Origin of the sequence: Peribacillus sp. TH16, from assembly GCF_016651095.1 — a bacterium.
GTDB lineage: Bacteria > Bacillota > Bacilli > Bacillales > DSM-1321 > Peribacillus > Peribacillus butanolivorans.
In genome coordinates this window covers 1,989,779-2,012,576 of sequence record NZ_JAEKEM010000009.1, presented here as the reverse complement: position 1 = coordinate 2,012,576, position 22,798 = coordinate 1,989,779, and the positions used below count along the sequence as shown (strand labels likewise).

General features: G+C 39.5%; 19 protein-coding genes. 11 read left to right on the top strand and 8 right to left on the bottom strand.

Annotation, left to right across the window (positions count from 1 at the left end; all coding sequences use genetic code 11):
* Positions 1 to 235 precede the first annotated feature (235 nt).
* Entirely contained in the window at positions 236 to 1,699 is a 1,464-nt protein-coding gene (locus tag JFV29_RS23670; RefSeq protein WP_201188054.1) for a protein adenylyltransferase SelO, read from the top strand.
* A gap of 217 nt (positions 1,700 to 1,916) precedes the next feature.
* Here JFV29_RS23670 and JFV29_RS23665 read toward each other — a convergent pair whose 3' ends face one another.
* Entirely contained in the window at positions 1,917 to 2,345 is a 429-nt protein-coding gene (locus JFV29_RS23665) for a MarR family winged helix-turn-helix transcriptional regulator (RefSeq protein WP_201186736.1), read from the bottom strand.
* Between the two features lie 122 nt (positions 2,346 to 2,467).
* On the opposite strand from JFV29_RS23665, the gene JFV29_RS23660 reads away from it, so the two are divergent.
* Complete coding sequence (locus JFV29_RS23660; protein WP_201186734.1) at positions 2,468 to 3,055, top strand: NAD(P)H-dependent oxidoreductase; 588 nt, start codon at positions 2,468 to 2,470, stop codon at positions 3,053 to 3,055.
* 142 nt (positions 3,056 to 3,197) lie between these two features.
* Here the strand turns inward: JFV29_RS23660 and JFV29_RS23655 are convergent, their stop codons facing one another.
* From JFV29_RS23655 to nikC, 7 genes are all read right to left on the bottom strand, one after another.
* Positions 3,198 to 4,526, bottom strand: a complete 1,329-nt coding sequence (locus tag JFV29_RS23655) for a transporter (protein WP_201186732.1) — start codon at positions 4,524 to 4,526, stop codon at positions 3,198 to 3,200.
* Between the two features lie 3 nt (positions 4,527 to 4,529).
* Positions 4,530 to 5,228, bottom strand: a complete 699-nt coding sequence (locus tag JFV29_RS23650; RefSeq protein ID WP_201186730.1) for a response regulator transcription factor — start codon at positions 5,226 to 5,228, stop codon at positions 4,530 to 4,532.
* On the bottom strand, positions 5,225 to 5,959 hold the full coding sequence (locus JFV29_RS23645; protein ID WP_242485376.1) for a sensor histidine kinase: 735 nt from the start codon (positions 5,957 to 5,959) through the stop codon (positions 5,225 to 5,227). Before JFV29_RS23645 ends, JFV29_RS23650 begins: the two co-directional genes overlap by 4 nt.
* A 124-nt stretch (positions 5,960 to 6,083) precedes the next feature.
* Positions 6,084 to 7,070 carry an ABC transporter ATP-binding protein gene (locus tag JFV29_RS23640; protein ID WP_053347728.1) on the bottom strand — a complete coding sequence of 329 codons (987 nt, stop codon included), beginning with the start codon at positions 7,068 to 7,070 and terminating at the stop codon, positions 6,084 to 6,086.
* Between the two features lie 2 nt (positions 7,071 to 7,072).
* Positions 7,073 to 8,095: an ABC transporter ATP-binding protein gene (locus tag JFV29_RS23635; RefSeq protein WP_053347727.1), complete on the bottom strand. Its 1,023-nt coding sequence runs from the start codon at positions 8,093 to 8,095 to the stop codon at positions 7,073 to 7,075.
* 12 nt (positions 8,096 to 8,107) lie between these two features.
* Positions 8,108 to 9,028: a nickel ABC transporter permease gene (gene nikB, locus JFV29_RS23630; RefSeq protein WP_053347726.1), complete on the bottom strand. Its 921-nt coding sequence runs from the start codon at positions 9,026 to 9,028 to the stop codon at positions 8,108 to 8,110.
* Positions 9,029 to 9,040: 12 nt separating this feature from the next.
* Positions 9,041 to 9,943, bottom strand: coding sequence for a nickel transporter permease (gene nikC / locus JFV29_RS23625; RefSeq protein ID WP_201186728.1), 903 nt, complete (start codon positions 9,941 to 9,943; stop codon positions 9,041 to 9,043).
* A gap of 208 nt (positions 9,944 to 10,151) precedes the next feature.
* Between nikC and JFV29_RS23620 the strand changes: the two genes are divergently transcribed.
* The 9 genes from JFV29_RS23620 (at position 10,152) to JFV29_RS23580 (ending at position 22,748) form a co-directional block, all read left to right on the top strand.
* On the top strand, positions 10,152 to 11,708 hold the full coding sequence (locus JFV29_RS23620; RefSeq protein WP_201186727.1) for a glutathione ABC transporter substrate-binding protein: 1,557 nt from the start codon (positions 10,152 to 10,154) through the stop codon (positions 11,706 to 11,708).
* Positions 11,709 to 11,774: 66 nt separating this feature from the next.
* Complete coding sequence (locus JFV29_RS23615) at positions 11,775 to 13,250, top strand: amidohydrolase family protein (protein WP_201186726.1); 1,476 nt, start codon at positions 11,775 to 11,777, stop codon at positions 13,248 to 13,250.
* A complete protein-coding gene (locus JFV29_RS23610; RefSeq protein ID WP_242486934.1) occupies positions 13,228 to 14,769 on the top strand; it encodes an amidohydrolase family protein in 1,542 nt (513 codons plus the stop codon). Before JFV29_RS23615 ends, JFV29_RS23610 begins: the two co-directional genes overlap by 23 nt.
* Before the next feature lie 131 nt (positions 14,770 to 14,900).
* Positions 14,901 to 16,466, top strand: a complete 1,566-nt coding sequence (locus tag JFV29_RS23605) for a glutathione ABC transporter substrate-binding protein (RefSeq protein ID WP_201186725.1) — start codon at positions 14,901 to 14,903, stop codon at positions 16,464 to 16,466.
* 168 nt (positions 16,467 to 16,634) lie between these two features.
* A complete protein-coding gene (locus JFV29_RS23600; RefSeq protein ID WP_201188051.1) occupies positions 16,635 to 17,882 on the top strand; it encodes an amidohydrolase family protein in 1,248 nt (415 codons plus the stop codon).
* A 24-nt stretch (positions 17,883 to 17,906) separates the two neighbouring features.
* Positions 17,907 to 19,154 carry an amidohydrolase family protein gene (locus JFV29_RS23595; RefSeq protein WP_201186724.1) on the top strand — a complete coding sequence of 416 codons (1,248 nt, stop codon included), beginning with the start codon at positions 17,907 to 17,909 and terminating at the stop codon, positions 19,152 to 19,154.
* A 28-nt stretch (positions 19,155 to 19,182) separates the two neighbouring features.
* The gene (locus JFV29_RS23590; protein WP_201186723.1) at positions 19,183 to 20,430 is read left to right on the top strand and encodes an amidohydrolase; all 1,248 of its coding nucleotides are present in this window, start codon (positions 19,183 to 19,185) and stop codon (positions 20,428 to 20,430) included.
* Between the two features lie 88 nt (positions 20,431 to 20,518).
* Positions 20,519 to 21,415 (top strand): DMT family transporter, encoded by an 897-nt coding sequence (locus tag JFV29_RS23585; RefSeq protein ID WP_201186722.1) that lies wholly within the window; start codon positions 20,519 to 20,521, stop codon positions 21,413 to 21,415.
* 37 nt (positions 21,416 to 21,452) lie between these two features.
* Positions 21,453 to 22,748 carry a uracil/xanthine transporter gene (locus tag JFV29_RS23580; protein WP_201186721.1) on the top strand — a complete coding sequence of 432 codons (1,296 nt, stop codon included), beginning with the start codon at positions 21,453 to 21,455 and terminating at the stop codon, positions 22,746 to 22,748.
* The last annotated feature ends 50 nt before the right edge of the window (positions 22,749 to 22,798 follow it).

The window sequence follows — 22,798 nt, the reverse complement described above, 5'->3', positions numbered from 1 at the left end:
TAGGAGCAGTGTGAAGAGATAATGGTGAGAGTATACCGATGTTTTCGTGAAATCCCAAGCAGCGGCAGGCAATCAACTATATTTAAAGAGAGCCATTTTTATGTGGAAACGGTATAATAAATTGGCAGAAGTAGACATTAAAATGGACTGCACTTGATTTTAATGGCGTGTATATAACTGAATTATGAGAGAAGGAACCATTATACAAAAAGACAAAAGAAGAAAAGGAGAAACTATGACAAAAAGTAATGAAACAGGATGGAATTTAGACAATAGTTATTCCCGTCTTCCGGAAAAATTTTTCACCAGTACCAACCCGACTCCTGTAAGTTCACCGGAGTTGATCATTCTCAATGAACAGTTGGCAGCATCCCTTGGTTTGGACGTTCAGGCCTTGCAAAGCGAAGATGGCGTAGCGGTGTTTGCTGGAAATCGGATTCCAGAAGGTGCTTCGCCTCTTGCTCAAGCATACGCGGGGCATCAATTCGGGCATTTTAACATGTTAGGGGACGGACGGGCGGTGCTTCTTGGCGAGCAGATCTTGCCTCAAGGCGGGAGATTCGATATCCAGCTGAAGGGTCCTGGAAGAACGCCATACTCCCGCGGGGGTGATGGCCGGGCTGCACTTGGACCGATGCTGCGCGAATACATCATCAGCGAAGCGATGCATGGACTCGGCATTCCTACCACCCGAAGTCTGGCGGTGGTGACAACCGGTGAATCAGTAATCCGCGAAACCGGGCTGCCTGGTGCAATTATGACCCGTGTGGCTGCAAGTCATCTGCGTGTAGGAACCTTTCAATTCGCTGCAAAATGGGGAACGGTTGAGGAACTACGGGCCCTTGCCGACTATACAATAAAGCGTCATTATCCAGACGTTGAAGCAGATGAGAACCGCTATCTTTCGCTATTTCAGGAAGTGATCAAGCGACAGGCTGAGCTTATTGCACAATGGCAGCTGGTCGGCTTCATTCATGGGGTAATGAATACTGACAACATGACGATTAGCGGAGAAACCATCGACTATGGTCCTTGCGCCTTCATGGATGCCTATGATCCGGCAACGGTTTTCAGTTCCATTGATACCCAAGGCCGATATGCTTATGGCAATCAGCCCTATATTGCCGGGTGGAATCTTGCACGATTTGCTGAAGCATTATTGCCGCTGTTGCATGATGATCAGGAGCAGGCTGTTAAACTGGCCCAGGATAAGATTTCAGTTTTTAATGAGTTGTATCAATCTAATTGGCTAGCGGGAATGAGAGCAAAACTGGGGCTATTTAACGAAGAGTCACAGGATGAAGCGCTTATTGATAACCTCCTCAATATGATGAAGAAGCATGGTGCAGACTATACCAATACCTTCCGCACATTAACTTTTGATACACCGAAGGATACTGTCCTATTTGGGACGCCTGAATTCGCTCAGTGGCATGAGCTCTGGCAGGCGAGACTAGGCAGGCAGAAGGAATCGAAAGCATCCTCGAATCAGTTGATGCAAAACAGCAATCCTGCGGTTATCCCACGAAACCACCGGGTAGAAGAGGCACTGGAAGCAGCAGTGGAAAAAGGAGACTACAGCGTGATGGAGCGGCTTTTAGATGTTCTTTCAAACCCTTACGCGCACTCCGCCGAACAGGCTGAATACTCCACACTGCCTGAGTCAACAACACCTTACCGGACCTTTTGCGGTACCTGATTTATAAGGATTAGAGAAGTCAATTTGTGAGGCTGAAAGACAAAAGAAGGATCCTAGAACATTCTCCTCATTAAGCGTGAATGAAGATGAAATGGATTTTGGAATAAAAACCGCCTAGTGTTTGGAGATCATAAAGGAGCTCCCTCGATTGAAAGATGATCAGTTGTAAACGATTATCTTTCAATCGAGAGAGCCATTTTTCTGTACTACATGTCCATTAGTAAAATAGTTTTGTTTGAAGAATATCCATGGCACGCTCAATATCCTCTAAATCTTCTTTCGAAGCATTTTGCAATCGACTTTGGAAACGAGATTCTACGATTGCAAAGGCTTCGTTCATCATGGTTTCCCCCTCTTTCGAGAGACGAATATATTGTTTTCGTCGATCTTCGGAATCACTTAATTTTTCGATTAAATTCTTTTCGCTTAATTTTTTCAGCTCACGACTCGTGTTTGGCATTGATATATGCTGACAGTCACTGATTTCACTTGGAGTGACAGGCTGACTTACAGTTATATATTCAAGAATGTTATATTGAACTGGCGTGATGGAATCAGATTTAGCATTTTGTGTTAATTCGTGTGTCACCTGATGAGCAGAAGTTGTAAATGACACCCATTTATCAAAAAGAGCTTTTTTGTCCATAACTTTCACCTCTTACTGAGAAGATAACAAAAATATTATCATAATACAATTATCATTTGACAATAAAAATCTGTGAGTGTTATAATTTTATTATCAAATGATAAGTAAATAGGGGGTGCGTCATGAACATGCTAGTCATTTACACATATCCTAATCACAAAAGTTTAAGTTATGCGTTTTTACAGAAAATCATCAAAGGTAGTAATGAGAACCCTAACATAAAGGAGTTGCAGGTCTTAGATTTATATGAAGAGGGCTTTAATCCACTCCTAGTGTTCAATGAGCATAAACGAAGGCGTGATATGCACCGTGATCCTCACCTTGAAAAATATAGAAATCAAATTACTTGGGCTGACAAGATTGTCTTTGTCTATCCAATCTGGTGGGGGAGACCTCCCGCAATGCTTATGGGATATATTGATCAATTATTTGCTGCAAATTTTGCCTACAGGGATAAGAAGGGACTTCTACCAGAAGGACTTTTAAAAGGAAAGTCAGTTGTATGTGTTTCCACTATGAAGGGACCCACAAAATATCCACTTCTCTGGTTGAATAATGCGCATAAAATATTGATGAAAAAAGCCTTATTTAATTTTGTGGGTATCAAAAAAGTGAAGTTTTTTGAATTTGGTAATATGGAAAGTTCAAATGGAAAACAAACAAAAAAACTAGATAAGGTATATCGGTATTTCAAAAAGTTGGAAAGCTAAGATAATCGTTTTCGTTACTTTTTACGAGATTAATAGAGAAACCCCATTCATGTACGGAACAGCGTAATGTACATGAATGGGGTTGGTAGTATTTAGACGTTCTTTAAATATTGCACTAAATCCGATAAATCTTACTCCGTAATTAGTTCAGTTTAGTTTTAAAAAATCTCCATTTAGTCTTAATGAACGAAAGAATCGTACAAATCACTATAATGGTAAATGAAGCTAACCCACTAAACCAAATGCTTTGAAAATCACTTACGTAAGGTTGAATAATGTATGAGATAACTATAGCTAATACTGCGCTTATTGGAATGAAATTCGCAACTTGCCCTTTACTAAATACTATTGCTAGAAATGGTGCTAGCAATGCTGAATATATATTTCCAGAATAAAATAAAAGCTCTAATAAGGTTGGAGAATTGAAGAGTGTAGCAACAAAAACCATTCCTCCAATCAAGATTGATAGAAGATAGGCCATTCTTATTTTTTGCTGGTCACTTTTTTTAGTTTGGAAAGGTTCTAAAATATTGGCCACAATTAAGCTTATTAATGAATGTAGACAGGCACCAAATGTGGAGGTGATTGCACTAAATGCACATAATATGAAAAGAATAAAAATGAAAGGTGTCGTAATCTTGTTAGCTAATCCAACTAAAATAGAATGTATATCAGTGAACCCACCTGTAAAGATAACCATGATAAAAAGAGATGAAAAGGATAATGGGAATGTAATCCATATAAGACCAGATAAGGAAAATGTTAAGGGGACTTTTTTTATTTCTATCATAAATAGACGATGCCATGATGTGAGGTCAAAGAAAAACTGACCGAACCCTACTAGAAGCCCTGCAAAAATAAAATTCCATAAATCATACTTATTGATTACTAGCATATATGGGTGATATAGACGGATCCCATCATAAACAGGTTGAATCCCTTCCTTGACGAAAAAGTATAATGGAATTAAGATAGCGGCGGCAAACATAGAAATGACTTGAAAAGATGCGATTCCGTGAATAAATTTTAACCCGCCGAATCCAGCAAAAAGAACACAAAAACAGAAAAAGAAGAACAACCCTACATAAAGTGGCGTATCAAAAAGAAATTGACAAAGGGTAGACGCTGCCATTCCCTGAATGAATAAAGTGTGTAAACTAGTTAATACCAGAATCACTATCAATATCCAATATCCAAGGGGATGAAGTCTGGTTTTTAAATAGTCTCCCATAGTCAATCCCACAGGGAAATCCTGTCGAACTCTCCGCCCTATAAAACTGAACATAAATAGAGCAATAGCTCCCATTAGAGCATAGCCAATTCCTCCGAAAACTCCATACTTTACCATGGACTCAGGAGAGGATAATATCGTGGTTCCTGTCACCCAACGTGCCAGGAGGGAGATAATTCCTAAGCCCATCCCAATTTGAATAGGGCCTTGTACGTATTCTTGAAATGAACGAGGACGCAATGTTTATTTTCCTTTCTCACGGAACTCTTTTGGCGTTATTCCTTCTGTCTTACGGAATATAGTGCTGAAATAATGTTGACTATTAAAACCTGAGTTTTCAGCAACGTCTGATATGTTCCAACTCGTGTTATTGGTTAAAAATCGTTTAGCGGCTTGTATTCTATAATGTATTAAATATTCTGTAAAAGAAGCGCCGACTTCTTCGTGAAATTTCCTACTCAAATAGGTCGGGTTTGTATGTACTTCACGAGCAATGTCGGAAAGAGAGATTTTTTCAGCAAAATTGTCATGAATAAATGAAAGCGAATTATGAATTAGGCTTGAATAATCATGAGATGAGTCTTGTTTTTTATACTTAGATAGAACTTTATGCAAATCACTTTCAATTACAGGTTTCGTTAAATAATCAACCACTCCTATTCTTATGGATTGTTGGGCATAATCGAAACTTTGATGTGCTGTAACCATTATTATTTCTACTTCTTTGTTTACCGCCCTCAGGTCTTCACCAAATTCAAGACCGGATCGCCCAGGTAGATTAATATCTAAAAAAGCGAGGTTTATTTTGAAATTTTGGTTGATGGTAAGTGCTTGACAGGCATCAGCGGCTTTGTGAAACTTCCAAAAAGGGTATATAGACTGAATCATATATTCCATTTGTTCAAGTTCTAATGGTTCGTCATCAACTAATAAAACATTCATTCCGAAGCTCCCTCCTCAACTCTCTTATCATAAACCAGTGGCCAAACTACCTTTACCCTTGTTCCTGACTCATTAGAAGAAATAATTATTTGTGCACGGTTACTAAAGTACAAATCTAAACGTTTTTGGATATTGTCTAAGCCATGACCGCCTTTCTCTGTAAAGGAAGTGGCTTTTACCATTAAACCATTATCTATTACTTCTAAATATATCGTCTGGGAATCCTGATAGAATCGGATACTAAGAAGTGCTTCTCCCACTTTTTTTTCTAAACCGTGTTTAAACGAATTCTCAACTAAAGTCTGCAGAATGAAGGGTGGAACTAGTGCAATTAATAATTGGTCGGGGCACTCCATATCTATCTTAAGCCGATCACCAAAGCGAAGACTTTGAATATCTAGATAATGCTGAGTATACTGAATTTCTTGAGCTAGGGGAATTAATGGTTCAGATGCTTTATACTTGAATTTTAAGAATTGCGAAAATGCCTCTAGGGCACGTATCAATTCTGTCGTTCTGTTTAAACGTGCCAAGCTTAATATGACATTTAGTGTATTAAACAAAAAGTGAGGCTGAATTTGCTGGTTTAATTTATTATATTGGGCTTCTTGGAGTGCTTGTTCCAGCCGTATCTCTTTGTTTTTATTTTCAAGAAGATCAATTCTCTTCTCAAATACAAACAGAAATAAAAGAGCAATAGCTCCCATGATAGGAGCTAAAATAAAAAGCATGATTAATAATGTAAATCCCTCGTAACTAAGCATTATGAACCTCTAATGATAATATTTTTATATAACTTTAATAATTCTGCTTATTAGTATCTTACTAAAGACTCCTTCGGAAATCTATTACAATTTATGACACGATGTGACAAGCGACTTGATGATTTTGGGCAGAAATCTTTAATTCAGGTAGCTGTGATTTGCAGATATCTATAGCAAAAGGACACCGTGTATGAAAGCGGCAGCCGCTTGGAGGATCAATAGGTGAGGGGACATCACCCGTTAATAGAATTCGTTCTCTTTCTTGCACTGGATTTGGAACTGGGATAGCAGATAGTAATGCCCGTGTATATGGGTGCTGCGGCTGTTCAAAAATGGACTTTTTGTCAGCAATTTCGACTATCTTTCCTAGGTACATGACCATTACACGATCCGAGATATGTCTAACCACACCTAAATCATGTGAAATAAAAAGAAAGGTAAGATCGAATTGTCGTTGTAATGATTTTAATAAATTTAGTACTTGCGCTTGAATAGAGACATCAAGTGCAGATACAGCTTCGTCACAAATGATCAATTTTGGATCTACTGCAAGTGCCCGCGCAATACCGATTCTCTGCCGTTGGCCCCCGCTAAATTCGTGTGGGTATCTTTCCATAGATTCTGGTCTCAAGCCGACATGGCCTAATAATTCTTCAATTCTGCTCTTTCGGTTTTCTTTAGGTACTACATTTTGTATGGATAAGGCTTCTCCGAGAATTTGTCCTATAGTCTGTCTAGGATTAAGGGAGGCAAATGGATCCTGAAAAATAACTTGCAAATCCTTCCTTGTACTCCTCATTTCTTTTTTTCCTAAACTTAGTAAATCCTTATCCTGAAAGTGTATACTCCCACTTGTAGGTTCATCTAATCGAAGAATGGCCCGTCCAGTTGTCGATTTACCACAGCCAGATTCACCAACTATACTCAAGGTTTCTCCCTGATAGATATTAAAGCTAATGTCGTCAACAGCTTTTACATGATTAATAGTTCTCCCGAAAAACCCACCCTTAATTGGGAAATATTGTTTCAATTGATTTACTTTTAGCAGAACCTTTTTCTCTACAACTGGTAATACCATTATTAAACCCCTACTTTCTCTTGAGCGTCATATTCTTTCTCCCATTGGGGGGTAAACATCCAACAGCTGACCTGGGTACTTGGGCCGGTTGTTTGAAGATCTGGTACGGCCTGTTCACAAATTTTCTTTGCATGTGCACAACGGGGTGCAAAGCTGCAGCCTTTGGGCATATTGTATGGACTTGGAACAGTCCCAGGTATGGTAGTCAATTCTTCCTGGTCCATGTCGAGACGTGGTAGGGAGTTCAATAAACCAATCGTGTATGGATGTTTAGGATTTGTGAATATCTCTTTTGCCAGTGTGTATTCAACAATTTTTCCTGCGTACATGACAGCTACTCGGTCGCATGTTTCATATACGACCCCTAAATCATGAGTAATCAAAATGACAGCCGTACCGAAATCCTTTTGCAGGGTTTTTATTAGCTCTAAAATTTGGGCTTGAATCGTCACATCAAGGGCTGTTGTAGGTTCATCCGCTATTAATACCTCAGGGTGGCATGCAAGTGCCATTGCAATCATGACCCTTTGTCTCATTCCGCCGCTTAGTTCATGCGGCTCCTGTTTTGCCCTTTTTTCAGGAGAGGGGATTCCGACAAGCCGAAGCATGTCAACTGCTTTGTTCCAAGCTTCTTTTTTTCCTAGCTTTTGATGAAGTCTTATAGCTTCTGCAATTTGTTCACCCGCTGAATAAACGGGATTTAATGAAGTCATTGGTTCCTGAAAAATCATAGAAATCTCATTACCACGTATGGATCGCATCTGTTTTTCAGTCTTTGTAAGTAGATCCTCACCTTTAAAAAGGATGCTGCCCCCGGTAATTTTTCCGGGAGGGGATTGGATTAACCTTAATAGTGATAAGGAAGTAATACTTTTACCACTCCCAGATTCCCCTACAATTCCAAGAGTTTCCCCTTTGTTAAGGGTGAAACTAATTCCATTAACTGCTTTACTCGTTCCTTCATCAGTAAAAAAGTAGGTCTGCAGATTTTTAACTTCCAGTATTTTTTCTTCAAACTGTTTCATCTTAGTACCTCCCTAATTTAAGTCTATTCGCTTGTTAAAGTATCGATAGAGGACATCTACAGCTAGATTCATAAATACAAAGATAACAGATGCAATAAGGACCCCGCCTTGTACCATTGGTAAATCTCTCGTTCTAATGGCATCAACTATTAACCTACCAAGTCCATTGATGGCAAATACGGACTCTGTTAATACGGTACCGCCAAGGAGCGCACCGAACTGAAGACCAACGACTGTAATAACAGGGATAAGCGCATTTTTTAGACCGTGCTTATATATAATTACATGCTCTTTTAATCCCTTGGCTTTTGCTGTACGAATATAGTCTTGACGAACAACTTCGAGCATACTTGACCTTGTCATTCTGGCTACAATTGCAGCTCCTCCCGCCCCGAGGGTAATAGCTGGGAGAATCATGTGATTAATAGTTCCCCAACCTGAAACAGGAAACCACTGAAGATTAACGGAAAAAAAGTAGATAAGCATCAGACCTAACCAAAAACTAGGTAAAGAGATTCCTAATAAAGCAACGATCATGATAGAAATGTCAGCTGCTGAGTATTGCTTAGTGGCTGAGATAATTCCCGCCACCATTCCAAGGACAACGGTTATAAAAATACTTGCAAGGGCAAGTTCTAGGGTGATTGGCAAGCGGACCAAAATCTCGTCCAAAACAGGGCGGCTACTACGAAGTGATTCTCCAAAATCACCTTGTACAGCATGGATTACATAGTCAAAGTACTGATAGAGGATTGGACGATCCAAGCCAAGCTGATGTCGAATCATTTCTATCGTTTCTTTAGTTGCTCCTTCACCTGCAAGCAGGGTTGCCGGGTCTCCGGGAACCATCTGCATGATGAGAAAAACCACAAGACTTACTCCTAGTAATACCGGTATGGTTTGCAAAATTCGCCGGACAATAAATACAAACATTTTCTCTCCTCCTTATTTTTTCATTCTTGGGTCTAGGGCATCTCTTAGTCCATCACCGAATACGTTGAATCCGAGTACAAGTGTTGATATGGCGATTCCTGGAAATAAAGCGATGTGAGGGGCACTGAATAAATAATCTCGTCCGCTGCTTAACATGGCTCCCCATTCTGGTGAAGGAGGCTGAGCTCCTAGTCCTAGGAATGACAAGCCGGCTGCCGATAGAATGGCTGTAGCTAGACGTAATGTAGCTTGAACGATGACAGGTGAAAGAATATTAGGGAAAATGTGTTTGAAAATAATCGTGAAGTCAGTGGCACCTAATGCACGAATGGCATCAATATATTCAAGCTTCCTGACTGAAAGTGTGGAACCCCGTACAATACGTGCAAACATAGGAATTGAAAAGACACCAACTGCTACCATTACGTTAATTAAACTTGGCCCTAGAGCACTTATAATTGCAAGGGCAAGCAATATTCCTGGGAAAGCAAGTAGAACATCAACAATCCTCATAATGACGGTATCAATCCATTTTCCATAATAGCCTGCTGTTAATCCTAAGAGTATGCCAATAAACGCCCCGAAGAACACAGAGACAAATCCAACAGATAATGAAAGACGGGTTCCATATAATAATCTGCTTAAAATATCTCTTCCCTTATCATCTGTTCCCATCCAATGATCTGCTGAGGGTGTCTGGAGTTTGTTGACTAAATCAATTTCATAGGGATCCTGTGGTGAAATTAAAGGTGCAAAAATGGCTAATAAAATATAAAAAAGTACGATGTACCCGCCTATCAATGCCAATTTATTTCTCTTAAACTTTTTATAAAAGGCTTTCCAGTGTTTTAGTTTTGAAGATTTTTTGTTGTTTAGATTTAATTCGGTATTATTTATAACGACCTCTGGCTTCATGGCAACTCCTCCTTTTCTTTCATTAAATTTATTCAAAATAGGTATTGAAGTAAATATGATGCGGAAAAGCAGTAAAGATAATAAAAAAATGAGTAAAGATTCTGAAAATATAAAATTTTGTTTTTTTTTATAATTTGATTATGCCCAATGTACTAATAGAAAAAAGTTGCTTGGAAAACAAAAGCAAGTATGAAAGGGAGGAAAAATAATGAGAAAAGGTATGGTTGGATTACTATTTGCATCGTTATTAGGTATTTCATCGGTTTTATCTGGATGTACATCAGATCAAACCAGCAGCAAGGAACCAGAAAGAGAAGCGAAAGAAGGGGGAACACTAGTCGTCGCCCGGCTATCTGACGCGACTACCCTAGACCCTCATTTCATTACAGACATTCCTTCAGCAAATGTTGTATATGAAAAGGTTTATGAAACATTGGTTGTTCCCGACAAAAACATGGAACCACAACCTCTGCTCGCAAAAGAATGGAAACAGCTCGATGATGTAACGTGGGAGTTTAAACTGCGTGAGGGAGTGAAATTCCATGATGGAGCACCATTCAATGCTGAAGCGGTAAAAACTAACTTTGACAGATTACTAGATCCAAAAACATCTTCTCCTCAAGCGGGTAAATTGGAAATGATCAAAGAAATCAAAGTAGTTGATGAAACGACTGTACAATTTAAACTGAAATACCCTTATGCTCCACTATTGTCCATATTAGTAAGTAATGAAGGTAGCATTTTAAGTCCAAAAGCCATTACAGAAAATAGTGACAAGCTAGGCCAAAATCCTGTTGGAACAGGACCATTTGTTTTTAAATCTTGGAAGTCGGGAGAAGAGATTACACTATCAAAAAATAAGGACTATTGGGGAGATAAACCTAAGATTGATGGGGTAGTATTCAAGGTTGTCCCTGAAGATGCTACGAGAATTGCGATGGTTGAAACAGGTGAAGCACATGTAACTGATCAAGTACCCGTGACTGAGATTGATAGGATTGAAGCATCAGACACAATGGATTTATATCGCACAGATGGACTTGCTGTTGAATACCTAAGCTTTAATGTTAAGAATAAGCCATTCGATGATGTACGTGTTCGTAAAGCGGTCGCGCATGCGATCGAGGTTGACTCTATTATTAAAGGCGTTTATAACGATGTTGGTACGAAGGCAAATTCCACAATGAGCCCGAAGGTTTTCGGTTATGATCCAGATATAAAAGGATACGACTATGATATAAATGAATCGAAAAAGCTGTTGAAGGAAGCCGGAATTAAGGATGGCTTGGAGATTACATTAACAACGAGTGATCGTAAGGAAAGAATAAATATGGCAGAGGTAATTCAATCCCAGTTAAAAGGAATTGGAATTAAGGTCAAAATTCAAGTTCTTGAATATGGGGCTTATATTGACGCGACTGCTAAAGGTGAACATCAGGTTTCAATAGGTGGTTGGGGCAATGCTACGGGAGATGGAGATTATAATCAATTCAATCTTTTTGATAGCAAATCCCAAGGTGCTGCTGGAAATAGTTCATTCTACAGTAATCCTGAAGTGGATAAATTGATTGAAACAGCACGTAAAGAATCAGATGGAGATAAACGTAAGGAACTATATTCGAAAGCACAAGAAATTGAAAGAGAAGAAGTGCCATATGTTCCAATCCGTAACTATGAACATCTTGCCGTTTATGGAGAAACTGTTAAAGGACTTTGGCTGAATCCAGCAAATTATTTAATGCTTGATGACATAACTGTGCAGTAGAGAATTTATCAAAAAGGGCAGACAGCATACGGCCGTTATGCTGTCTTCTCAATTAGGAGGGAAAATATGATTGATTTGCTTCTCATTCATGGGACTGTGATAACCATGGATCAAAATAGACGAATTCTTCAAGATGGCGCCATCGCCATAAACCAAGGAAGAATTTTAGACGTTGATTTAACAGAAAAACTGAAATCGAAGTATGAGGCAAAAAAAGTTATTGATTGTAGCCATCAATGTATATTGCCTGGATTAATAGATGTTCATGGTCATGGGGGACATTCTATGTTTAAAACAATTGCTATGGAGAATATTGATTTTTGGATGCCTATTATGACAAACACGTATAAACATTTTGTAACAGATGACTTTTGGTACTACGAAGGAAAACTCTCCTCTCTAGAGAGATTAAAGGCTGGCGTGACAACAGGTGTAAGTGTTTTAGGCTCCATGCCACGATCCGATGATCCAATTTTCGCAATAAATCATGCGAAAGCGTACGCTGAAGTAGGTGTTAGAGAGGTTGTCTGCACAGGTCCTTGCAACCCTCCATGGCCTCATTCATTCAGCCGATGGATTGACGGAAAAAGAATTGTAAAGGAAGTTTCCTATGAAGAAGTATTACTGGGGGCAGAAGCTGTAATTGAAGCGCTGAATCATGCAAATGAAGACCGGACGAGAGCCTTTATTACACCATTTGTCATTGTTACGTCCGTTGATCCCTCCAATCCCACATCTCCTGACAGGCTTTATGGGTTAAATAATCATGATCTTTATCAAGCGAAAAAAATTAGAGAAATTGCCAGGAAATATGACACAAGGATACACTCTGATGCCTTTGGTGGAATGATTCATTTAGCGATACAGGATAAGGAAAATGCCTTGTTGGGTCCCGATGTCCATTTACAGCATTGTCGCGGTATTTCCTTTGACGAGGCAAGGATACTTGCAGAAACAGGTACTAATGTTAGTGCATCTCCTGGATTTGGGCAGGTTCATGCACGTACCCCCATAACTGAATTATTAGAAATGGGTGCAACTGTAGCAATCTCTACAGATGGGACTTCCCCTTCTACAAGTTTTGATATGTTTCAGGCAATGAGGAAAACACAGTTTGTTCACCAAGCAGCACTTAGAGACTATTATTATTTACCCCCTGGCAAGCTATTAGAAATGATTACGATAGATGCAGCGAAATGCATTGGCTGGGATGATGAAATAGGCTCCCTCGAGATTGGGAAAAAAGCGGATGTTATCACAGTCAATCTGCATCAGCCGCATCTGACTCCAGAATTCATGCATGTTCATAGACTTGTATTTCAAGCAGTGGCGAATGATGTGGAGCATGTCATTGTCGACGGCAAATTAATTATGGAAGGGCGAAATGTACGAACAGTTCATGAAAGTACAGTACTAAATGAGGCAAATGAAGAGGCGTTTTCAACGATAAAGCGTGCTGGACTCGAAAAATATATGCAGCCGACGAAATATTTCTGGGGAAATGCCCGTGCATATGTAGATGAAAAGAGATATGACGAATGAGAAAACACTGCTGCTATGTGGAAAGGAGAATAAGATGAAAATCAAACTTAAAGGAAGATACGTAATTGGTTATGATGGGTGCGACCATGTCATTTTGGAAAATGCGGAGATTGTTTATGAAAAAGACACGATTGTGTATGTTGGAAAAAATTATACTGAAGAAGTAGATGAGGTGATAGACGCTGGTAATGCTATCATTAGTCCTGGGTTTATAGATTTAAATGCATTAGGGGACATTGACCATGATATTTTACATTTAGAAGCTGGTTCTAATAGACAGAAAAACCTTCTCTGGTCAGAGCAATATATAGAAAGGGGACATCATGAATTAATGACCGAGGAAGAAGAGTCCTTTAAATCTTTATATGCTTATTCACAGCTCATTCTTCATGGGGTAACAACAGCCATGCCTATAACTTCTGTTTTTTATAAAGGCTGGGCTGAAACCTATGAAGAATTAGCATCTGCAGCGAAACATGCGGCTAGCTTAGGGTTAAGAATTTACCTAGGACCCAGTTATCAATCTGGGATTAGAGTCGTCCAGCCTGATGGAAATATAAAACTACACTGGGATGAAAAAGCGGGGGAAGCTGGATTACAGAGAGCTGTAGAGTTTGTAGAAAAACTTGATGGAGCCTTTGAAGGATTGGTTAGAGGGATGCTTGCCCCAGAACGTATCGAGTCTCAAACTGAAGATAATTTGCTTCAGACAAAGTATTACAGTGAAAAATTAGGGGTTCCCATAAAGCTTCATGCTGCACAAGGAAGTTTTGAGTTCAACACCATATTGGAAGAACATGGTGTAACACCTATTAGGTATTTGTACGATCTTGGTTTTCTGGGTCCAAGAACAGGGATACCGCATGCCCATTTTGTGTCAGGATATAGTGAAGCGAGATACGGCAAGGGTGATGACTTAGCGCTTCTAAAAGAAACAAATACAACAGTGATTCATTGCCCTCTAATTATCGGGAGGCATGGTTCAGCTTTAGAATCCTTTGCAAAATATAAAAGGTCAGGAATAAATATAGCGCTTGGAACGGATACCTTCCCTCCAGATATGTTTCAGAATGTTAGGACAGGGAGTATGCTCTCACGGCTGGTGGAAAAAGAGGTTGAAGGCTCTACGTATGCCGATCTCTTTCGGTCAGCCACTCTTGGTGCGGCTGCTTTCCTTGGGAGGAACGATCTCGGCCGTATTGCTGTAGGTGCAAAAGCAGATATTATTGCGATTGACTTAGACAGTTTTCATATGGGTGTAATAGATGATCCCATTCGAACCATGTTCGTTAGTGGATCTGGAAGAGACGTTAAATTATCTATCATTAATGGCAGGATAGTCATGGAAAATCAAAATATACCTAATCTTGATATGGAAGTAATCAAAGACAAGGGACAAAAATATTTTAACAAGATGAGAAGAGGATATATGGAAAGAGATTATCAGCAGCTTTCAGAGAAGGAATTGTTTCAGCCGTCGTTTAAGGTTGTAGAATCGATAGATCATACAGAAGCATGAACATTATTTTATTAAAAACAAGTAAAGAAAATGAAAAATATAGTAAAGATTTTCAAAATAAATTTTCTGAATATTTCCTATAATTAGATAAATGGTCACGGAAACAAAATAAAAGCAGGAGGTCGAAGTCCATGGGGTTAAAACGAGGTATAAGGAATTTTTTTCTAGTCATAATTGTGGCTATCGTAATTACTGGCTGTTCTTCTAATCATGACGTAAGCACAAAAGCAAGTGATCCGAACAAAGCATCAAAGGAAGGGGGAACCTTAGTTATTGCTCGTTTATCAGATGCTGAGAATTTGGATCAGCAATTTATGTCCACGATTAATGCCGCTAGTGTTACTCACCATAAAATCTATGAAGGGCTTGTGCAACGAGATAAAAATAGTGAGATACAGCCTATGCTAGCAGAAAAATGGAACCAGATAAATGACACAACCTGGGAATTTAAGCTTAGACATGATGTGAAGTTTCATGATGGCACACCATTTAATGCGGATGCAGTAAAAAAGACGTTTGACAGACTATTAGATCCGAATGTTGCTTCTCCTAGAGCCGTAGTATTCGATATGGTAAAAGAAGTGAAACCAGTTGATGAATATACCGTGCAATTCATTCTAAAGGAACCTTTTTCCCCACTGCTTTCTATCTTAGCGAATCATGAAGGAGGGATTATAAGTCCAAAAACTATTGAAAAGTATGGAAAGAAAATTATCCAAGAACCCAATGGGACCGGTCCTTTTGTTTTTGATTCATGGTCACCAGGCCAAGAAATTACATTGACGAAAAACAAAAATTATTGGGGAGACAAGCCAAAGGTGGACAAAGTTATCTTCAAGGTTGTCCCAGAAGACTCTACAAGAATATCCATGATAGAAACGGGAGAAGCGCATATTGCAGAACCTCTTCCTGTAGCTGTCATGGACCAGGTAGAATCCTCAGCGGCTATGGATGTTTACCGCAATGAAGGGTATGGTACCGAATATATAGGATTTAATGTCAATAAAGAACCGTTTAATGATGTCCGTGTCCGTAAAGCTATAGCCCATGCCATTGAAATGGATTCCATTATTAAGGGTGTCTTTAATAATGTTGGTGTAAAGGCAAATTCCTTAATGGGATCTAAGGTATTCGGGTACGACGCTGATCTAAAAACCTATGATTACAATCTTAAAGAAGCCAAGAAATTGATGGCTGATGCTGGTTATTCTAAAGGTCTTGATGCAACTATTCTAACAATGGATAGTAAAGAGAGAGTTAATTTGGCAGAAGTACTTCAATCCCAGTTAAAAGGTATCGGGATTCACTTGAAGGTTCAGGTCATGGAGTACGGTTCGTTCGTTGAACAAGTAAATAAAGGGCAATCGGAAATGTTTATAATCAGTTGGAGAAATGCAACGGGAGATGCTGATTATAATCAATATAATCTTTTTCATACGGATTCACAGGGCGCGGCTGGAAATACCTTCTTTTACAGCAATCCAAAGGTTGATAATTTAATAGATGCTGCCCGTAAAGAAAAAGAGGAGGAAAAACGCAAAGATCTATACGCAGAGGCACAAGAGATTGAGCTGAGTGATACCCCATATATTCCTGTAAGGGTCATTGAAAATGTTGCCGCAGTCTCGAAAGAAGTAAAAGGGTTTTCAATCAGTCCTTCAGGCTATCTAGAGATTAATGACATAACATTAAAGTGATAATAATATATGAAGAAAAAGTTCATCCAGTCCAGGATGAGCTTTTTCGTTGGAGATGAAAAAGTAAAAATAACATAAAAATGAGTAAAAATCCTGAATTTATAAAATGTCCTTTAGAATTATAATGAAATAGATGCATGTTCAATCTGGAGTGGAAGGGTGAGTTTAATGTCACAATCGTATTGGTTAACGAATGTACGTTTGGAAAATGGATTTACTTATAATGAAAATGAAACGATTACTGGTACCGCAACCGGAAATTACCACGTTAGGATTGAAAGCGGAAAAATTTCTTCTATTATTTTAGCAAAGGAATCTATAACAGATCAAAACCCACAATATGATGTTCGTGGCCTTCTGATGGTCCCTTCGTTTAAAGAAATGCATATTCATATTGATAAAACTTACTATGGTGGTCCTTGGAAGGCTTGTATGCCAGCAATTAATGGTGTGAAAACCCGGATAGAAGAAGAACAGGTATTACTTCCTAAATTATTACCTACTGCCAAAGAAAGAGCAGAAAAAATGTTGGATTTATTATTGGACTTCGGATCTACTCATATACGCACCCATTGTAATGTAGACCCCGTTATAGGCTTGAAAAATTTAGAGGCTACATTACAAGCGTTAGAAGGATATAAAGATAAATTAACTCATGAAATAGTCGCATTTCCACAGCATGGACTATTACGCAGCAACTCCGTAGGGCTAATTAGGGAGGCCATGAAGAATGGGGCGAATCTTGTAGGTGGAGTGGACCCTGCCTCCATTGATGAAAATATAGAACGGTCTCTTGAAACAATCATGGATATTGCCGTTGAATCGAATTCCGATATTGATGTTCATTTACATGATCCAGATCAGCTTGGACTCTTTACTATGCAACGCCTTGCTTCCATAACGGAAGACGCAGGATGGCAAGGAAGAGTAACTGTGAGCCACGCCAGCGGTTTGGCCGATCTTTCAGTTTCAGAGGCAACGAGTATAGCCGAAAGGTTTTCGGAATTAGGAATATCCATTACATCCACAGTGCCTATTTTCAGAACGATCCCAATCCCTCTGTTACATGAAAAAGGCGTAAAAGTTGAATTGGGTAATGATAGCATTACTGATCATTGGACACCTTTTGGTATCGGGGACAATCTTGAAAAGGTCGGTCGCCTTGCAGAGAGATTTCGCATGATTGACGAAAGATCTTTAGCTAGTAGCCTACAATTCATTACAGGAGGAAAGACTCCATTAAACCAAGAAGGAGTCAAGACATGGCCTAATATTGGGGATGAAGCGAATATAGTTCTGGTTGAAGCCAGCTGTTCAGCAGAAGCGGTGGCTAGAAGGTCAAAACGTGCCGCTGTCATCTTTAGAGGTAATGTTGTAAGTGGATCTATTTCATCTTTTGAGACGACAGGTGTCTAATCTTCTATTAAAGAGAGTGATTTAATGTATAAAGCGTACTGGCTTACTAACGTTACACTTGATAGCGGATATGTATTTGAGAATGAAAGAATTGATGGAACAAAGACTGCCCTATACAATATCTTTATAAATGACGGGATCATTAAGGAAATTCAATCGGCTAATGTTCCTTTGCAAACTCATTTACCAGTTCAAGACGCAAGAAATTTACTTGCACTTCCTGCTTTTAAAGAAATGCATAACCATCTTGACAAGACCTATTTAGGACTGCCATGGAAATCATGCACTCCGGTTCCGAATTTAATGGAGCGCTTAAACTTAGAAGCGGTAGAGCTCGCTGAACTCGCCGAAACAGGGCAACACCGAGCTGAGCAGATGCTTCATCTTCTGTTAAAAGGTGGCGCCACACATGTCAGAACTCATGTTAATATTGACCCATACATTGGTTTGAAGAATTTAGAAGAAATTCAGAAAGCACTAGAGAGTTTTAAAGGGAAAATGACACACGAGATAGTGGCTTTTCCCCAACATGGACTGCTAAGAACAAATTCAACTGCATTAATGAGACAGGCGATGAAAGAAGGAGCGTCCTTAGTGGGAGGCTTAGATCCTGGTGGAGTTGATAATAATATAGAGGCTTCACTATATGAAATGGTGGATTTAGCTGTTGAGTTTGATGCAGATATTGATATCCATATACATGATCCAGGGCATCTTGGATTTTATACAATCAAGAAACTGGCTTCTTTAATCGAAGAAGCAGGGTGGAAAAACAGAGTGGCTGTTAGTCATGCATTTGCAATTGGGGATGTCCCTATTGAAGAATCAAATGATCTGGCTAGTATTTTATCAAACTTAGGAATAGCCATCATGTCTACTGTTCCGATAAACCGGGTAATTCCCCCCATTGATTTACTTCATGAAAAGGGTGTACACGTAGCTCTTGGATGTGATGGTTTTTATGACTCCTGGTCTCCATTCGGTACAGGAGATATGCTTGAAAAGGCAGGTAGATTAGCTGAGAGGTACAACTGGAAGGATGAGTATGCATTGACTCAATCCCTCCAATTCATTACGGGCGGGGTTAAGACACTAGACGATGAAGGAAATCGTTTATGGCCGAATGTTGGAGATGATGCAAGTATGGTATTAGTAGATGCATCATGCTCTGCCGAGGCAGTTGCTAGAAGATCAAGGCGTGCTGCGGTTATCGTCAATGGAAATTTGGTTTACGGTGGACTCAACTGTGAATCTGCTTTGAAGGCAAATTGAATGTCTATTACAAGAAGGGATGAATGGCATGAATACAATCTTTTGGTTAAAGAATGCACGTTTAGAATGTGGTTACCAAAAAGAGAATGAAAGAGTTACAGGCACAATAACTGGGCTATTTCATCTGTTAATAGAGGATGGAAGGATCACGAAGATTGTCAAAGATGGGGAGCCCATTTCTAATGATGTACCGGTGGAAGATGCAAAAGGATTGCTAGTGCTTCCTTCCTTTATTGAAAAGCATGTACATCTTGATAAGACCCTGATGGGAGATGTATGGAGAGCATGTACCCCTTCTTCAAGTGTCACTGAACGCTTTGAAAATGAAAAAAAAGTGCTTCCTACTATTGCAACCAGCACACGTAATCGTGCTGAATCTTTACTGGAAATACTTTTAGCTTCTGGCTCTACTCATGTACGGACTCATGTTGATATTTACCCAGAAGTAAGATTGCAAAACCTAGAGCAAGTGCAACAGGCACTAGAAACCTATTCTAATAGACTCAGTTCAGAAATAGTCGCATTTGCGCAGCACGGATTGTTGCGATCAGGTTCTACAAAGCTTGTCAGAGAGGCATTGCGAAATGGAGCAGGAATAGTAGGGGCAGTCGATCCAGCCACAATCGATAACAATATTGAAGCCTCATTAGTACAATTAATAGATTTAGCAGTGGAAGCAAATGCTGATGTTGATCTGCATTTACATGACCCTGGTCACCTGGGAACGTTTACTATGAAACGGCTAGCGGCTCTTACTAAGGAAGCGGGCTGGGAAGGCAGAGTAGCTGTAAGCCATGCATTCGGTATAGGAGATGTTTCGAAAGAAGAAGCCTATGAGCTTGCTGATATTTTAAGGGATGCAGGGATTTCCATCGTTACAAGTGTACCTATTAACAGACAAATGCCTCCGGTTGATTTGTTACATGAAAGAGGGGTTGAGGTATCAGTAGGGAACGATAATATCTTTGATTTATGGTCACCTCTAGGAAATGGTGATATTCTAGAAAGAGCTGGACGGCTAGCAGAACGTTTCAAGTGGGTTGATGAAGTCTCGCTATCCCAAACACTCAGGTATATAACTGGCGGCAAAACCCCGTTAGATAAAGATGGTAACCAGGTATGGCCAAAAGTAGGGGATGCTGCTAGCTTGGTGTTAATTGATGCCAGCTGTTCTGCTGAAGCAGTTGCAAGGCGCTCTGAGCGTAAAGCGGTATTTTACAAGGGAAATATAGTTTCCGGTTCACTATATCTACAAAATCAATCAATTAACGTGTAATGCTAACCCAAAAAAAGGATCTCTGGACACGTCCGGATTTCCTTTTTCGTTTTGGTTAATGAAAGACAAAGAAAGCAGGCTGCTTAACATGATCCGGTCTTATTTACTATTGCTTATTTGTGTAATATGCTGGGGAAGTAATTTTGTTTTTGGGGCTATACTAGTCAAGGACTTCCCTCCTATGCTGCTTTCAGCAACAAGGTTATTATTTATCCTTATCTTTATTGCCTTATACGCACTAAAGAAGAAGAAATGGAATTCGATTCAAAAAAAGGACTGGTTAACAATGATTCTACTAGGATTCATTGGAACGTTTATCAATCAATGGTCCTTTTATGCAGCTCTAGAAACAGCTCATCCGACAACTTCGGCATTAATACTTGCCCTCGCCCCTATTACTACAGCCCTTTTGGCTGCAGTTTTTCTGAGGGAAAGATTAACAAAGAGATTTTTATTAGGATCAATCGTTGCATTGGCAGGTGTTTTTTTAGTTATTGCAAGTGGTGGAACGCTCCAACTTTCAATTGGCCTAATTTGGATATTTCTTACGATGCTTTCTTTTTCCATATCCATTATCATGATTAGGAAGCTTACTGAGAGAAACCATTCCATTACGATAACTCTTTATTCAAACTTAATTGGATTTGGCGGTCTGTTGCCCATTGCTCTATTATCCGAGTCGCCCCAACAAATGAGCAGGGAGCCGTGGCCTTGGGTCCTTTTAATAGTAACCGCTATCATTATGCATGGAATTTGCACTTTAATCTGGAATAATCAAATTCAGATTGTAGGAGCATCTAAAGCATCTATGTTTCTTAACTTAGAACCCTTTGTTGCCATGTTGGTCGGGTTGGTTGTGCTGAAAAATAGCGTCACACCATCACAACTATTCGGTGCGCTATTAATAATCATTGGTGTTGTCCTTTCAACTGCCTTTAAGGGGAAAAGAGTTATGGAGGAAGCCAGATATTCGCAAGAAGCTTAGAAAGTATCGTGTTCAAAGTTCAAAGGAGATGGAAACAATGCAAAGCTTGAGATCAACTGTGACTCTATTTTCTTCTTTTCAATGGCTGTTTTTTATTTTTGCAAATACCGTAGTAGTGCCCATTTCAATCGGAGCTGCCTTTCATCTTCCCTCTGATGTTACGGAAATGACCATGAGAAGCTCGCTTATTTTCACAGGGGTTGCTTGTGTTATACAGGGTTGGAAGGGACATAAGTATCCAATTATGGAAGGGCACTCTGGTCTATTGTGGGGAGTGATGTTGAATTTGGGATTATCTGCACCATCACTAGGGCTCGGTTATGCCGAAATAGGAGGCGGTATAGCTACAGGACTACTTGCAGCTGGTGTCGTGACCCTAATTATTTCTGCCTTTAACCTGATTTCTTATGTCCAGAAGATTTTCACCCCCATGGTCATGACCGTTTACTTATTCCTTCTGACATTTCAGCTCATTTTCGTCTTTTTTAAAGGGATGCTGGGAATTACAGAGGAAGGGGAAATTAACATCCCGGTCAGTTTCCTATCATTAGGAATTGTCATTTTAGTAAGTATATTAAAGTTAAAAGGATCCAGAAATATTAGCAATTTCTCTATTTTGATCGGAATTATCGTGGGTTGGATTTTTTACTCGTTACTATTTCCAAATACTGGTTCTGAAATGGGGTCAACAAGTGTCTCTTTTTCATTTTTCCCTTTAGGTGTTCCAAACCTGGAATTCGGTATTATAGCGATTTCTTTTTTTGCAGGATTACTGAATTTGTGTAACACATTTGCTTCCATTCAAGCCGCATCCGAGCTAATGGGAGATGATGCTAGCCACAAGCAATATAGAAATTCTTTATTTATGACTGGCGGTTTTACCATTTTCGCTCCGGTACTGGGCCTTGTTCCGTATACGCCTTTTACCTCATCCATCGGATTTTTGCAAAGTACTCAAATCTATGAGCGGAGGCCTTTTCTAATTGGAGGCATGTTGTTGACCATAATTGGACTCATTCCTCCTTTTATCTCTTTTCTGGCCACCATGCCAATAACCGTCGGGAACGCTGTATTGTTTGTTGCTTACCTTCAACTGTTTGGAACGGCTTTCAATAGCGTCAAGGGTCAGCATTTTACTTCAGACACGATATTTAGGCTTGCAGTACCTGTATTGATTGGAGTGAGTTTGATGAACATCTTGCCCAACGCATTTGCGAACGTTCCCATGCTTTTACAGCCCTTTTTAACAAATGGGCTCATAATGGGAGTATTAATATCGATAGTGTTAGAAAAATCGGTAAACTGGAAGCGTTATGAACAACTACAGAACTAATTGGAATACTTGTAAGACAAATAATTAAAGAATTACATATGCATGAAAAC

What these genes read in the sequence shown, in the direction of transcription:
- JFV29_RS23580 (WP_201186721.1), top strand. Translation starts at nt 21,453, where the DNA reads ATGCAAAGCTTGAGATCAACTGTGACTCTATTTTCTTCTTTTCAATGG.
- JFV29_RS23595 (WP_201186724.1), top strand. Translation starts at nt 17,907, where the DNA reads ATGTATAAAGCGTACTGGCTTACTAACGTTACACTTGATAGCGGATAT.
- JFV29_RS23635 (WP_053347727.1), bottom strand. Translation starts at nt 8,095, where the DNA reads ATGAAACAGTTTGAAGAAAAAATACTGGAAGTTAAAAATCTGCAGACC.
- JFV29_RS23645 (WP_242485376.1), bottom strand. Translation starts at nt 5,959, where the DNA reads ATGCTTTTTATTTTAGCTCCTATCATGGGAGCTATTGCTCTTTTATTT.
- JFV29_RS23650 (WP_201186730.1), bottom strand. Translation starts at nt 5,228, where the DNA reads ATGAATGTTTTATTAGTTGATGACGAACCATTAGAACTTGAACAAATG.
- JFV29_RS23610 (WP_242486934.1), top strand. Translation starts at nt 13,228, where the DNA reads ATGAAAAGAGATATGACGAATGAGAAAACACTGCTGCTATGTGGAAAG.
- JFV29_RS23665 (WP_201186736.1), bottom strand. Translation starts at nt 2,345, where the DNA reads ATGGACAAAAAAGCTCTTTTTGATAAATGGGTGTCATTTACAACTTCT.
- JFV29_RS23600 (WP_201188051.1), top strand. Translation starts at nt 16,635, where the DNA reads ATGTCACAATCGTATTGGTTAACGAATGTACGTTTGGAAAATGGATTT.
- JFV29_RS23640 (WP_053347728.1), bottom strand. Translation starts at nt 7,070, where the DNA reads ATGGTATTACCAGTTGTAGAGAAAAAGGTTCTGCTAAAAGTAAATCAA.
- JFV29_RS23620 (WP_201186727.1), top strand. Translation starts at nt 10,152, where the DNA reads ATGAGAAAAGGTATGGTTGGATTACTATTTGCATCGTTATTAGGTATT.
- JFV29_RS23660 (WP_201186734.1), top strand. Translation starts at nt 2,468, where the DNA reads ATGAACATGCTAGTCATTTACACATATCCTAATCACAAAAGTTTAAGT.
- JFV29_RS23615 (WP_201186726.1), top strand. Translation starts at nt 11,775, where the DNA reads ATGATTGATTTGCTTCTCATTCATGGGACTGTGATAACCATGGATCAA.
- JFV29_RS23605 (WP_201186725.1), top strand. Translation starts at nt 14,901, where the DNA reads ATGGGGTTAAAACGAGGTATAAGGAATTTTTTTCTAGTCATAATTGTG.
- JFV29_RS23585 (WP_201186722.1), top strand. Translation starts at nt 20,519, where the DNA reads ATGATCCGGTCTTATTTACTATTGCTTATTTGTGTAATATGCTGGGGA.
- JFV29_RS23590 (WP_201186723.1), top strand. Translation starts at nt 19,183, where the DNA reads ATGAATACAATCTTTTGGTTAAAGAATGCACGTTTAGAATGTGGTTAC.
- nikB (WP_053347726.1), bottom strand. Translation starts at nt 9,028, where the DNA reads ATGTTTGTATTTATTGTCCGGCGAATTTTGCAAACCATACCGGTATTA.
- nikC (WP_201186728.1), bottom strand. Translation starts at nt 9,943, where the DNA reads ATGAAGCCAGAGGTCGTTATAAATAATACCGAATTAAATCTAAACAAC.
- JFV29_RS23670 (WP_201188054.1), top strand. Translation starts at nt 236, where the DNA reads ATGACAAAAAGTAATGAAACAGGATGGAATTTAGACAATAGTTATTCC.